We start from the raw sequence: 13,309 nt of genomic DNA on the forward strand, positions 1-13,309 counted from the left end.
TACGTCGAGGGCATCCACAACTGGGACCCGGTCTGGCCCGACCACGCGATCCGCATCCTGCCCGGCCCGTCGTCGATGTGGTTCGACGCGACCGGCAAGCGCCTCGAGGGCATGTCCGGCGTCCCCGGCGCGGACTCGATCGGCGCGATGAAGCAGATCCTCGCCACCGGCCACGACTACTCGTGGTTCGTACTCACGCAGTCGATCATCGAGAAGGAGTTCGCCCTCTCCGGCTCCGAGCAGAACCCCGACATCACCGGCAAGGACCTCAAGTTCCTCGCCCAGAGCCGGCTCGCCAAGGGCGCCCCCGGCCCGGTCGAGGCGTTCAAGGAGCACGGCGTCGACTTCGTGGTGGCCGACGACCTCGACACCCTGGTCGAGGGGATGAACGAGCTGGCGCGCGGCCCGAAGCTCGACGTCGACGACCTGCGCACCCAGATCAGCGCGCGCGACCGCGAGATGGACAACTCCTTCTCCAAGGACATCCAGGTGATGGCGATCCACAACGCGCGCCGCAGCCGCACCGACAAGCTGATCCGGGTCGCCAAGCCGCACAAGGTGCTCGACCCGGCGCACGGCCCGCTCATCGCCGTACGCCTCAACATCCTGTCCCGCAAGACGCTCGGCGGGCTCGAGACCAACCTCGACGGCCAGTGCGTCGCCGCCGACGGCTCACCGATCCCGGGCCTGTACGCCGCGGGCGAGGTCGCCGGCTTCGGCGGTGGTGGCGTGCACGGCTACAACGCCCTCGAGGGCACCTTCCTCGGCGGCTGCATCTTCTCCGGCCGCGCCGTCGGCCGGGCGCTGGCCCGCTGAGCGCTACCTGACCGGGTCGGTCTCCACCGCGCTCCGTCGGCCGACCATCGCCACCCGGAAGGTGAAGAACCGCACCAACCCCGTGCCCAGGTTGGCCGCAATCAGGACCACCAGCTCCTGGAGGCGCGACGGCCGGGCGACGGTGGCGTCGAGCAGCCACAGGGAGCCGGCCGTCACGGCCAGGCTGAAGCCCAGCAGCGCGAGCCCGAGCGCCTGGTGCTGCACGGTGCGGTCCGTGCCTCGGACCCCGAAGGTGACGTAGCGGTGCCCGAACGTCCCGGCGATCGTCGACAGGATGAGCGCGAGGGCGTTCGCCGGCTGCGCGCTGAGCTGCTCGCGGAGGACGAGGTAGAGCAGCCCGTAGACCACGTTGAACGCAGCGCCCACGCTGGCGAAGACGACGAGCTGCAGGAAGGTCGCCCGCCAGCGCGCCAGCCGCGCGCTACCGGAGGCCAACGGCCTGCACCAGCGCCACCAGGTGGTGCTCGAAGATGTCCTTCGGGTCGGAGAAGGTGTCGGCGCCGTACTGCCCGAACACCTCGAAGCTGACGCACCCGAAGAGCGCGGCCCACGCGAGCATGCCGCGGGCGATCAGCGCGTCGGGAGCGGTGATGCCGAGGTCGCGACGGATCCGGGCCAGGTCGCGCGCCAGCCGGCGCGGGCCGACGGCGTCGTCGGGCGTGGACACCTCGCCCGCGACCCAGGCGTCCTCCCACACCTCGACCAGGCGGCGGATCACCCGCGTGCCGGGCTCGGTCGTGCGCTCGGCGGGGGCCTCGTAGCCGGGCACCGGGCTGCCGAAGAGCAGGGCGTACGTCGCGGGCTCGGCGAGCGCCCACTCCCGGACCGCGCGGCCGATCGCCACCATCCGCCGGCCGTGGTCGCCCCGGTCGACCGCGGCGAGGGCGGCGTCGACGGCGTCGCCGAGCTCGTCGTAGCCGTCGACGACGAGCAGGGTCAGCAGCTCGTCGCGGTTCTCGACGTAGCGGTAGACCGCGGACGACACGACACCGAGGTCGCGCGCGACCGCGCGCAGCGACAGGGCGGCCGCACCCTCGGTGGCGAGGTGGGCCCGGCCGATCCGCACGATGTCGCGCATCGTCTGCTCACGTGCGCGGCTGCGCGGCGTCGAGGCCTCTCCCATGCGACCAGTGTGCCACATCAGGAAGCATGCGTGACAAATGTGAGCACTGCTCTTGCTTTCCGGGATGCAGCGGGGCATGCTGGTCGAAAAGAGAGCACTGCTCTCCCTTCTACCCAGACCAGGAGTCCCCATGTCCGTCCACGTCGTCACCGGAGCCGGTCCCGTCGGCTCGACCGTCGCCCTCCAGCTCGCCGGCGCCGGTGAGCAGGTCCGCCTGCTGACCCGCTCGGGAAGCGGTCCCGAGCACGCGCTCATCGAGCGCCGACGCGTCGACGTCTCGCGGCCCGACCACCTCGACGAGGCGTTCGCCGGTGCGGTCGCCGTCCACCACTGCATCCACGGCTCGGCGTACGACGCCCGGGTCTGGCGCGCCGAGCTGCCGGCCGCCGAGCGCGTGGTCCTCGAGGCCGCCGGTCGCGCCGGCGCCGTCGTCACGTTCCCCGAGAGCCTCTACTCCTACGGCCCGGTGGACCGGCCCATCACCGAGGACCTGCCGCGCGCGGCCACCACGGGAAAGCTCGGTGTCCGCACGGACCTGCTCGCCCAGCGCGACGCGTCCTCCACCCCGACCGTCAGCATCGCGGCGTCCGACTTCTACGGTCCGATGGTCCGCAACGCGCACGCCGGGGAGCGGATGGTCCCCACCGTGCTGGCCGGGCGCACCATGCGGGTGCTCGGCAGCGCCGACCAGCCGCACTCGTTCACCTACGTCCCCGACCTGGCCGCGGCCATGATCGCCGCGGCCGCCCGCGAGGACCTGTGGAACTCCTTCCTCCACGCCCCCACCCCAGCCGCCGTCACGCAGCGCCGGCTGGTGGAGCTGACCGCAGAGGCGGCCGGCGTGCGTGTGCCGAAGGTGTCGTCGATCCCGCAGTGGGTGCTGCGCGCCTCGGGCGTGGTCTCCCGGGAGATGCGCGAGCTCGGCGAGACGTCGTACATGTTCACGGCGCCCTTCGTGCTGGACTCGAGCGCCAGCGAGCAGCGCCTCGGCCTCTCCCCGACGCCGCTGGCAGACGGGCTCGCCGAGACGGTCGCCTGGTGGCGAGCCCAGGAGGACGCCGCTGCGTGACCGGCGTACGGACGAGTAACCCAGGTCACACGCGTCACTCGATAGGTTGCGGCCCATGTTCTCCAAGGTGCTCGTCGCCAACCGCGGCGAGATCGCAGTCCGGGCCTTCCGTGCCGCGCGCGAGATCGGTGCGCGCACGGTGGCCGTCTTCCCCCACGAGGACCGCTGGTCCGAGCACCGGATGAAGGCCGAGGAGGCCTACCAGATCGGCGAGGTCGGCCACCCGGTCCGGGCCTACCTCGACCCGGAGGCGATCGTGAAGGTCGCCGTCGACTGCGGTGCCGACGCCGTCTACCCCGGCTACGGCTTCCTCTCGGAGAACCCCGCGCTCGCCGAGGCGTGCGCCGCGGCCGGCATCACGTTCATCGGTCCCAGCGCCGAGGTGCTCACCCTGACGGGCAACAAGGCGCGGGCGATCGCTGCCGCCAAGGCGGCGGGCGTGCCGGTGCTGGAGTCCGTGCCGCCGTCGACGGACGTCGACGAGCTCCTCGCGGCAGCCGAGTCGATCGAGGCGCCGCTCTTCGTGAAGGCCGTCGCCGGTGGCGGCGGCCGCGGCATGCGTCGCGTCGACGACCGTGCCGACCTGCGCGAGGCGATCGAGACCTGCATGCGCGAGGCGGAGGGCGCCTTCGGCGACCCGACCGTGTTCATCGAGCAGGCCGTCGTCGACCCGCGCCACATCGAGGTGCAGATCCTCTCCGACGGCACGGGGTCCGACGAGGGCGTGATCCACCTCTACGAGCGCGACTGCTCGGTGCAGCGCCGCCACCAGAAGGTCGTCGAGATCGCCCCGGCGCCCAACCTCGACCCAGAGCTCCGCGACCGCATCTGCGCCGACGCTGTGCGCTTCGCCCGCGAGATCGACTACAAGAACGCCGGCACCGTGGAGTTCCTCCTCGACCCGTCGGGCAAGTACGTCTTCATCGAGATGAACCCCCGCATCCAGGTCGAGCACACCGTGACCGAGGAGGTCACCGGCGTCGACCTCGTCCAGTCGCAGATGCGCATCGCCGCGGGCGCCACGCTCGCCGACCTCGAGCTCACCCAGGACTCGGTCGCCCCGCGCGGCTTCGCGCTCCAGTGCCGCATCACCACCGAGGACCCGGCCAACGGGTTCCGGCCCGACACCGGCAAGATCACGATGTACCGCTCCCCCGGCGGTCCGGGCGTCCGCCTCGACGGCGGCACGACCTACACCGGCGCCGAGATCAGCCCGCACTTCGACTCGATGCTGGCCAAGCTCACCTGTCGCGGCCGCACGTTCGAGGCCGCGGTGCAGAAGGCGCGCCGCGCGCTGCTGGAGTTCCGCATCCGCGGCGTCTCGACCAACGTCGGCTTCCTGCAGGCCGTGCTCGCCGACACCGACTTCGCGGCCGGCGCCGTCACCACGTCGTTCATCGAGGACCACCCGCAGCTGCTCAAGGCCCAGGTGGGCGGCGACCGCGCCACCCGGCTGCTGGAGTTCCTCGCCGACGTCACCGTCAACCAGCCGCACGGCGCCGCCCCGGTCACGGTGACCCCGGTCAGCAAGCTCCCCCAGCTCGACCGCTCGCAGCCCGTGCCCGACGGCACCCGCCAGCTGCTGCGCGAGATCGGGCCCGAGGAGTTCGCCCGCCGGCTGCGCGCACAGACGAGCGTCGCGGTCACCGAGACCACGTTCCGCGACGCCCACCAGTCGCTGCTCGCCACCCGCGTCCGCACCCGCGACCTGCTCGCGGTCGCCGACCACGTCGCCCGGACGACGCCGCAGCTGTGGTCCGTGGAGTGCTGGGGCGGGGCGACGTACGACGTCGCGCTGCGCTTCCTCAACGAGGACCCGTGGGAGCGCCTGGCCGCCCTGCGCGAGGCGATCCCCAACATCGGCCTGCAGATGCTGCTCCGCGGCCGCAACACCGTCGGCTACACGCCCTACCCGACCGAGGTCACCGAGGCCTTCGTCCAGGAGGCGGCCGAGACCGGCATCGACGTCTTCCGCATCTTCGACGCCCTCAACGACGTCTCCCAGATGCGCCCGGCCATCGACGCGGTGCGCGCCACCGACACGTCCGTCGCCGAGGTCGCGCTCTGCTACACCGGCGACCTGTCCTCGCCGGGCGAGAACCTCTACACGCTCGACTACTACCTCCACCTCGCCGACCAGATCGTCGAGGCCGGCGCCCACGTGCTGGCCATCAAGGACATGGCCGGGCTGCTCCGCGCCCCCGCCGCGCGCACCCTCGTCACGGCGCTGCGCGAGCGGTTCGACCTGCCCGTGCACCTCCACACCCACGACACCCCCGGCGGCCAGCTCGCCACGTTGCTCGCGGCGATCGACGCCGGGGTGGACGCGGTCGACGCCGCCTCCGCCTCCATGGCGGGCGGCACGTCGCAGCCGGCGCTGTCCGCGCTCGTCTCCGCGACCGACCACTCCGAGCGCGAGACCGGTCTCTCGCTCGCCGCGGTCAACGCGATCGAGCCCTACTGGGAGGCCGTGCGCCGCGTCTACGCGCCGTTCGAGTCGGGCCTGCCCGCACCCACCGGTCGCGTCTACCGCCACGAGATCCCCGGCGGCCAGCTCTCCAACCTGCGCCAGCAGGCGATCGCGCTCGGCCTCGGTGAGAGGTTCGAGCAGGTCGAGGACATGTACGCCGCCGCCAACGACATCCTCGGCAACGTCGTGAAGGTGACGCCGTCGTCCAAGGTCGTCGGCGACCTCGCGCTCGCCCTGGTCGCCGCCAACGCCGATCCGAGCGAGTTCGAGGCCGACCCGGCGTCGTACGACGTCCCGGACTCGGTGATCGGCTTCCTCAACGGCGAGCTGGGCGACCCGCCCGGCGGCTGGCCCGAGCCCTTCCGCAGCAAGGCGCTCGCCGGGAAGACCTGGAAGCAGCCGGCCGAGGCACTCACCGAGGAGCAGCAGGCCAGCCTGGCCTCCGACCGGAGGGCGACCCTCAACGAGCTGCTCTTCCCCGGCCCGACGGCCGCGTTCCACGAGTCCCGGGACACGTACGGCGACCTTGCCGGGGTCTCGACCATCGACTACCTCTACGGCCTGCGCCGTGGCGAGGAGCACCGCGTCCGGGTCCGCGAGGGCCGCGAGATGCTCTTCGGGCTCGAGGCGATCAGCGACCCCGACGAGCGCGGCATCCGCACCGTGATGGCGACCGTCGACGGCCAGCTGCGCCCCGTGCAGGTCCGCGACCGCAGCATCTCCGCCGACGTCGCCTCCGCCGAGAAGGCCGACCCGAAGACGCCGGGTCATGTCGCGGCGCCCTACGACGGCGCGGTGACCGTGACCGTCGCGGAGGGCGACGCGGTCGAGGCCGGCCAGACCGTGGCGACCATCGAGGCGATGAAGATGGAGGCCTCCATCACCGCCCCGGTCTCCGGCACGGTCCAGCGCCTGGCCATCCCCTCCACCAAGGCCGCCGAGGGCGGCGACCTGGTGCTGGTGATCGGCTAGGTCAGACTCGGCACCTTGCGCCGGCGGTCGCGAAGACCGCGCGGCACGGGGGCAGGTCGGTGCCGGCGGCGGCCGCCGACCAGACGGCCTGCACCGCGCGGGCGACGAAGCCCGGCACGTCCTCGTGCATGGCGTGCCCGGAGCCGAGCCCGATCGCGTGGATCCCGTCGAACGTGGCGCGGGCGAGCCGATCGTGCGCCTGGTACCACGGCCCCATCCACATCCCGCCGCCGTCCTGGCTCAGCACCGCGACGGGGAGGTCGCCGAGGTCGAGGCCGGCCAGCTGCTCGCGGACGGCCTCCTCGTCGATGTCGCGGCCGCCCTCCTTCCACGCGAACCTCGCGTCGTGCAGTGGTGCGCCGGTGCCGAACTGCCCGCGCACCGAGGAGTCCTCGAGCACCAGGCCGGCGACCTCGTCGGGGAAGTTCTTCGTGTAGGCCTGGGCGACCAGCCCGCCGTAGGACCAGCCGAGCACGACGTAGGGCGGCGTCACGTCGGCAGCCGCCAGCGTCTCGCGGAGGTCCGCCGCAGCCGAGCCGGGTGACGGGTCGGGGTCGTCCTCCGCCAGAGGCGGGCTCGACCCGATCCCGGCCCGGTCGTAGAAGCACGCCGTGGTGCCCTCCTCGAGCCGGCGCCGGAGGTCGGCGAAGGTGTCGCCCGACGTGCCCAGGCCGGCGATCAGCACGATCGCGGGTCCTCCCTCGCCCGCGCAGTCGAGGTGCAGCCGGGGCTCGGAGGTGGGCGACGGGCTCTCGGCGCTCTCTGCTGCGGGCGGATCGGCGCCGCCGGGCTCGCCGGAGGCGCACCCCGCGGCCAGCACGGCCACCGCCAGCACGCCCGGCCAGGCCCTCATGGGCCCAGTGTGCTCCGCTCAGGGCCGGTTGAGCACCACGGCGTCGGGATCGGGCTCGGCGTACTCGCTGAGCTCGGGCGCCTCGCCGGTGATCTCACGGAACACTTCGGCGGCCACGGCGCGCATGCCGTTGATCTTGGGGTGGAACGGCGCGGCGATCCCGGCGCGGAACCGCGGGCCGTTGACCCACGCCCGGCCCTTGGCGCACACGTCGTGGCCCTCCGAGACCGCCTCCATGTCGACGTACGTCGCTCCTGCCGCCGTGGCCCCCTCCTGGAGCGAGTCGTTGAGCAGCCCGGCGACCCGGGTGACCGGACCCAGCACCGCCGGGGAGGCACCCACCGCCGCGCAGGTGCCCTCGGTCGGGAGGATGTCGGGGTAGCCGACGACGTAGACGGTCGCCTCGGGCGCCCGCTTCAGGATCCGGCGGACGGCCTGCTCCACGCGGTCGGCGACCTTGCGGGCGTCGGCCTCGAGGTCGGCGACCGGACAGGTCGCCAGGGTGCCGTCTTGGCACCGGATGAGCGAGTCGTAGATGCCGAAGTCGTTGCCGCCGATCCCGATCGTGACCAGGTCGGTGTCGGCGGAGACCGCATCGAGCTGGGGCCGCGTGGTCTTGCCGTCGAACATCCGCATCCGCTCGTAGAGGTCGGCGGTGGTGGCCGCCGAGCAGGACACGTCGGTGTAGGTGGCGACGTCGAGCCAGTCGGCGAGGAAGGCCGGGTAGTTGTCGCGCGAGCGCGCGCAGCCCGTGGGGTCGGTCCGCATGGTGCCGATGAACGGGCCGGCCGAGAACGAGTCACCGAGCGCGACGTAGTCGATGTCGGTCGTCACCTCGGTCTCGACGACGGGGTCGGGCAGGTCGAGGTCGCCGTCGGCGGCCTGCCCGCCCTCGCACCCGGTGGCGGCCAGGGCCAGGGCCGCCAGGAGGACACCCCACCTCACTGTCGCGCAGGCCCCTTCTGCCGCGGCACGACCGAGAAGGTGAACCAGTCGGAGCTGAGCCCGAGGACGGAGCGCACGGTGTCGCCGTCGACGCGGGCCGTGCCGGTCGAGCCGATGAACGCCATGTCGGTGACCCGGCCGCCCCACTCGCCGTTGCCGTCGCGGGTGGTGACCTCGATGGAGGTCAGGTCGCCGATGGCCGGCCAGTGCTTCTCGACCTGGGTGTCGTCGACCGTCTTCGTCCACGTCGAGTACGTCGGGTTGGCGACGCCGTCGTAGGGGTCGGCCTGCGCGACGAGGTAGGGCATCGAGCCGGCGGCCGAGAAGCCGCCGTTGCTGGCGGAGAACTGCGTGAACGCGGGACGGCCGTCGTAGAGGAGGCCCTGCTTGGCGGTCGCCCTGATCGCGGCGTCGGCGGCCGGGTGCTCGTCGTCGGCACCGCCGTAGACCTGGCACTGCGTGGTGTCGCAGAGGTCGTAGTGCGGCGCGGCGGGGTGCGAGCGCTCGAAGGCGGCATAGGTGCGGGCGGCCACGGACTGGGCGCTGACCGCGGCGGGCTCCCACAGCGGCGGCACCTCCCGGGGCACGACACCGCGGAGGTATGCCTCCAGCGAGAGCCGGTTGACCGTCTGTCGCTTCGCGCCGGCGCGGGGGGCGACCGACTGCAGGGTGCCGCGGTAGTCGTGGCGCCCGCCGGGCACGACGAGAGTCAGCAGGCCGCTGACCGAGGAGAACTCGGCCTCGCCGGGCACCTTCTTCCACGTCCGCCAGCGCGAACCCGAGGTGCGCTGGACCAGCGTGTCCGCTCCCTTGGCCACGAGTCGCCACTTGCGGGCAGCGATCGGCGGGACCCGCCAGGAGCGGTGCCGCTTCAGGCTGGTGACCTTGAGGCCGCGCTGGGCCACCACCTGGACGTCACGTCCGGTGTCGGCCGTGATCAGCACGCGGATCTTGCCCCCGATGCGGCCCCACGCGGTGCCGGGGTAGTAGAACTCGTCGATCTGCTGCCAGGTCAGCCCCTGCAGCGCGGCCCCCTGGGCGCCGTACTGGGACAGGCCGTGGCCGTGACCGAAGCCGTGGCCGGTGATCGTGATCGCGGTGGACCCCGGCGTTGCCCACGTCTCGACCTTCGCGCGCGGCTCGGCGGCGCCCGCAGGCAGCACCGGCAGCAGCAGCGCGCTCAGCACGAGCGCGAGCAGGATGCGGGAACGGGTCATGGCGGTGGATCTCCCCCGAGGATCGACGAAGCAGAACCACCGAGCGTACAGGCGGTCCGTGACACCCGGACCCCGACCGCCAAGCATCTCCTCGCCGCGAGCGGGACCGTCGAGGACGTCGTCGCGGTCGAGCAGGTCGTCGCCGACGCCCGTTGGCGGGACCCCGCGCACCGTCGCCGTCTGCGCCGCCGACGCCCAGCGGCTCGCCGACGACGAGGCGCCGCTGGTGCGGATGGTGCGGGCCGGCGACCGCTGGGTGCCGTGGCACCTCGCGGCCGGGATCGACGGCGCCATCGACGCAGGCGCCCAGCTGTCCAGGGCGAGCAGCCACGGGGTCCACGGCCAGCAGAACCTGTCCCAGGCCTACCTCAACCAGGCCATGGGCGGCGCCGACGCCGGTCGCGGCGGCCTCGGCATCTGACCGACGCGGCTCGGCTCAGACGCGGTGCAGGCGACGGGCGGCCTCGGCCACCGAGCCGCTCATCGACGGGTAGACCGTGAAGGCCTGCGCCAGCTGGTCGGCGGTCAGCGACTCGGCGACCGCGATGGAGACCGGGTGGATCAGCTCGGAGGCGCGCGGCGCCACGACCACTCCCCCGACCACGATCCCGGTGCCGGGCCGGCAGAAGAGCTTCACGAAGCCGTCGCGGACGCCCTGCATCTTGGCCCGGGCGTTGCCGGCCAGCGGGAGGGTGACGACCTCGGCGCTGATCTCGCCGGCGTCGACCGCCTTCTGCGACCAGCCGACCGTGGCGATCTCGGGCGAGGTGAAGACGTTGGAGGAGACCTTCTTGAGGTCCAGCGGCGCGACCGCGTCGCCGAGGAAGTGCCACATCGCGATCCGGCCCTGCATCGCGGCGACCGAGGCGAGCATCAGCACCCCGGTGCAGTCACCGGCGGCGTAGATGCCGCGCGCGGTGGTGCGCGAGACGCGGTCGACGGTGATGAAGCCGCCCTCGTCGGTGGCCACCCCGGCCTCCTCGAGGCCCAGCTCGGCGGTGTTGGGGACCGAGCCGAGGGCGAGGATGCAGTGGCTCCCGGTGACCGTGCGGCCGTCGGTCAGCGTGACCGTCACCTCGTCGCCGTCACGGGCCACCGACTGCATGCGCGACTTCCCGAGCACGTGCATGCCGCGCCGCGTGAGCACCTCCTCGAGCACCGTCGCGGCATCGGCGTCCTCGCCGGGCAGCACCCGGTCACGGCTGCTGACGAGCGTGACGTCGATGCCGAGCGAGAGGTAGGCGCTGGCGAACTCCGCGCCCGTCACACCGGACCCGACCACGATCAGCTTCTCCGGCACCTCGGTCAGGTCGTAGACCTGCTCCCAGGTCAGGATCCGCTCACCGTCGGGCTGGGCGTCGGGCAGGGTGCGCGGCGCGGCGCCGGTCGCGACGATGATCGCGTCGGCCTGCAGCGTCTCCTCGCCCGCGTCGGTGGTGGCGACGACGGTGAGGTCGGGACCGAGGCGGCCACGCCCCTTCACGACACGTACGCCGTCGCGGTCCAGGCGGGCGGCGATGTCGGACGACTGGTCGGCCGCGAGCTGCTTCACGCGCGCGTTGACGCGGGCCAGGTCGACCACGATCGAGGTGGCGGCGTCGCCCTCGTGGTCGCGGAAGTTGACCCCCAGCTCCTGCGCGGCCGCCATGTCGGTCATCAGCTCCGAGGTGGCGATCAGCGTCTTGCTGGGCACGCAGTCGGTGAGGACCGCCGAGCCGCCCACACCGTCGGTGTCGACGACGGTGACCTCGGCGCCGAGCTGCGCGGCGACGTGGGCGGCCTCGTAGCCGCCCGGCCCGCCGCCGACGATGACGATGTGATCAGGCATGTGGGACCGGCCCGTCAGAGGTTGATCATGTGGCCGGAGATGCCGTGGATGGCCTCCTTGACCGCCTCGGTCAGCGTCGGGTGCGCGAACACGTTGCGGCCGACCTCGTCGGCGGTGAGGTCCCACTTCTGGGCGAGCGTGAGCACCGGCAGCAGCTCGGTCACGTCGGGGCCGATCATGTGGGCACCGATGATCTCGTTGTGCTCGGCGTCGGCCACGACCTTGACGAAGCCGACGGCCTCGCCGAGGCCCATCGCCTTGCCGTTGGCGGTGAAGGGGAACGACGCGGTCTTGACGTCGTAGCCCTTCTCCTTGGCCTGTGCCTCGCTGTAGCCGAAGGAGCCGATCTGCGGCATGCAGTAGGTCGCGCGCGGGATCATGTCGTAGTCGATCGGCATGGTCTCGGCGCCGTTGATGGTCTCGGCGGCGACGATGCCCATGGCCTCGGCGACGTGGGCGAGCATCATCTTGCCGGTGCAGTCGCCGATGGCGTACACGCCGGGGACGTTGGTGCGCATGTAGTCGTCGATCTCGATCGCGCCGCGGTCGGAGACGGCGACGCCGACGTTCTCCAGGCCGTAGCCGTCGATGCGCGGGGCGAAGCCGAAGGCGGCCAGGAACTTGTCGGCCTCGAGCACCTGCTCGTCGCCACCGGCAGCCGGGGCGACGGTGACCTTGACGCCGGAGCCGGTGTCCTCGACACCCTTCACGGCGGTGGAGGTGAGCACCTTCACGCCCAGCTTCTTGTAGTGCTTGGCGAGCTCCTTGGAGATGTCGGCGTCCTCGGTCGGGACCATCCGGTCGAGGAACTCCACGATCGTGACGTCGACGCCGAAGTTGGCCATCACGTAGGCGAACTCGACGCCGATCGCGCCGGAGCCGCCGATGACGATCGAGCTCGGGAGCTGGTCGGTGAGGATCTGCTCCTCGTAGGTGACGACGTTCTCGCTCAGCTCGACGCCGGGCACCAGGCGCACCTTCGCGCCGGCGGCGATGATCAGGTTGTCGAAGGTGTAGCGGGTGGTCTGCCCGTCCTTGTCCTTCACGTCGACGTCGTTGCGGCCCGCGAGGGTGCCCCAGCCGTCGATCTCGGTGATCTTGTTCTTCTTCATCAGGAAGTGGACGCCCTTGACGATGCCGGCGCTCACGTCGCGGCTGCGCTTGTGCGTCGGGCCGAACGCCATGGTGGCGTCGCCCTCGATGCCGAATTTCGCCTTCTCGTGCTGGAGCGTGTGCGCGAGCTCGGCGTTCTTCAGCAGCGCCTTGGAGGGGATGCAGCCGACGTTGAGGCAGACACCTCCCCAGTACTTCTCCTCCACCACGGCCACCTTCTGGCCGAGCTGGGCTGCGCGGATGGCGGCGACGTAGCCACCGGGGCCGGCGCCGAGGACGAGGGTGTCGAAGTGCGTGTCGGTCACGGGGCCAGCCTAGTTGTCCGGCGTGAGGCGGGCACACCGGGACCGCGCCTCAGTATCCTGTGGCCCGTGACGCTCTACGCCGCCTACGGGACGAACCTCGATCCCGCCCGGATGAGTGAGCGCTGCCCGCACTCGATCCTCCAGTCAACGGGTTGGCTGACGGGCTGGCGGCTGACCTTCGGCGGCGAGGAGCACGGCTGGGACGGCGCCCTGTCGACCCTCGTCCAGGACCCCTTCGAGCAGGTCTTCGTCGCGGTGTACGACGTCACGCCGGAGGACGAGCGCGCCCTCGACGGCTGGGAGGCCGCCGACAGCGGGCTCTACCGCAAGACCAAGGTGCGGGTGCAGACCATGACCGGCGAGATGGTGGTGTGGACCTACGTCCTCGACGCCTACGAGGGCGGCCTCCCGTCGGCGTCCTACCTCGGCGTGCTCGCCGACGCGGCCGACGCGGCCGGCGCACCCGAGGACTACGTCGCCGCGCTGCGCCGTCGCGCCTGCCGCTCGACCGGCCTCTGACCGACCCCCGCGGGCCGACCGGAGTGTGACCTCTCACACGTTCGTCCGTTGAACCCTG

At 72.3% G+C, this 13,309-nt stretch carries 12 protein-coding genes; 5 read left to right on the forward strand and 7 right to left on the reverse strand.

The window, feature by feature from the left end; genetic code table 11:
- Positions 1–816 (forward strand): FAD-binding protein (locus tag ACE3QY_RS22440; RefSeq protein WP_374458293.1); only part of this gene is annotated, 816 nt, incomplete at its 5' end.
- A gap of 3 nt (positions 817–819) precedes the next feature.
- Here the strand turns inward: ACE3QY_RS22440 and ACE3QY_RS22445 are convergent.
- Both ACE3QY_RS22445 and ACE3QY_RS22450 read right to left on the reverse strand, forming a co-directional pair.
- Positions 820–1,272, reverse strand: a complete 453-nt coding sequence (locus ACE3QY_RS22445; protein ID WP_374458294.1) for a GtrA family protein — start codon at positions 1,270–1,272, stop codon at positions 820–822.
- Positions 1,259–1,960 (reverse strand): TetR/AcrR family transcriptional regulator, encoded by a 702-nt coding sequence (locus tag ACE3QY_RS22450; RefSeq protein ID WP_374458295.1) that lies wholly within the window; start codon positions 1,958–1,960, stop codon positions 1,259–1,261. Before ACE3QY_RS22450 ends, ACE3QY_RS22445 begins: the two co-directional genes overlap by 14 nt.
- A gap of 130 nt (positions 1,961–2,090) precedes the next feature.
- Here ACE3QY_RS22450 and ACE3QY_RS22455 point away from each other — a divergent pair, with 130 nt between their 5' ends.
- Both ACE3QY_RS22455 and ACE3QY_RS22460 read left to right on the forward strand, forming a co-directional pair.
- Complete coding sequence (locus tag ACE3QY_RS22455; RefSeq protein WP_374458296.1) at positions 2,091–3,029, forward strand: NAD-dependent epimerase/dehydratase family protein; 939 nt, start codon at positions 2,091–2,093, stop codon at positions 3,027–3,029.
- Between the two features lie 55 nt (positions 3,030–3,084).
- On the forward strand, positions 3,085–6,471 hold the full coding sequence (locus ACE3QY_RS22460; protein ID WP_374458297.1) for a pyruvate carboxylase: 3,387 nt from the start codon (positions 3,085–3,087) through the stop codon (positions 6,469–6,471).
- 1 nt (position 6,472) lies between these two features.
- Here ACE3QY_RS22460 and ACE3QY_RS22465 read toward each other — a convergent pair whose 3' ends face one another.
- From ACE3QY_RS22465 to ACE3QY_RS22475, 3 genes are read right to left on the reverse strand one after another with little or no spacing between them, the layout of a single operon-like run.
- Positions 6,473–7,324 carry an alpha/beta fold hydrolase gene (locus tag ACE3QY_RS22465; RefSeq protein WP_374458298.1) on the reverse strand — a complete coding sequence of 284 codons (852 nt, stop codon included), beginning with the start codon at positions 7,322–7,324 and terminating at the stop codon, positions 6,473–6,475.
- A gap of 18 nt (positions 7,325–7,342) precedes the next feature.
- The gene (locus ACE3QY_RS22470; RefSeq protein WP_374458299.1) at positions 7,343–8,269 is read right to left on the reverse strand and encodes an SGNH/GDSL hydrolase family protein; all 927 of its coding nucleotides are present in this window, start codon (positions 8,267–8,269) and stop codon (positions 7,343–7,345) included.
- Entirely contained in the window at positions 8,266–9,486 is a 1,221-nt protein-coding gene (locus ACE3QY_RS22475) for a SpoIID/LytB domain-containing protein (protein WP_374458300.1), read from the reverse strand. The genes ACE3QY_RS22470 and ACE3QY_RS22475 overlap by 4 nt, the downstream gene beginning before the upstream one ends.
- Positions 9,487–9,544: 58 nt before the next feature.
- Between ACE3QY_RS22475 and ACE3QY_RS22480 the strand changes: the two genes are divergently transcribed.
- Positions 9,545–9,907 carry a hypothetical protein gene (locus tag ACE3QY_RS22480; RefSeq protein ID WP_374458301.1) on the forward strand — a complete coding sequence of 121 codons (363 nt, stop codon included), beginning with the start codon at positions 9,545–9,547 and terminating at the stop codon, positions 9,905–9,907.
- A 15-nt stretch (positions 9,908–9,922) separates the two neighbouring features.
- On the opposite strand, the gene ACE3QY_RS22485 is transcribed toward ACE3QY_RS22480, so the two are convergent.
- Both ACE3QY_RS22485 and lpdA read right to left on the reverse strand, forming a co-directional pair.
- Positions 9,923–11,314, reverse strand: coding sequence for an NAD(P)H-quinone dehydrogenase (locus tag ACE3QY_RS22485; protein WP_374458302.1), 1,392 nt, complete (start codon positions 11,312–11,314; stop codon positions 9,923–9,925).
- Between the two features lie 14 nt (positions 11,315–11,328).
- Positions 11,329–12,732, reverse strand: coding sequence for a dihydrolipoyl dehydrogenase (lpdA, locus tag ACE3QY_RS22490; RefSeq protein WP_374458303.1), 1,404 nt, complete (start codon positions 12,730–12,732; stop codon positions 11,329–11,331).
- Between the two features lie 66 nt (positions 12,733–12,798).
- Between lpdA and ACE3QY_RS22495 the strand changes: the two genes are divergently transcribed.
- Positions 12,799–13,251, forward strand: a complete 453-nt coding sequence (locus ACE3QY_RS22495; RefSeq protein WP_310246538.1) for a gamma-glutamylcyclotransferase — start codon at positions 12,799–12,801, stop codon at positions 13,249–13,251.
- The last annotated feature ends 58 nt before the right edge of the window (positions 13,252–13,309 follow it).

This window comes from Nocardioides sp. (assembly GCF_041913365.1).
Lineage (GTDB): Bacteria > Actinomycetota > Actinomycetes > Propionibacteriales > Nocardioidaceae > Nocardioides.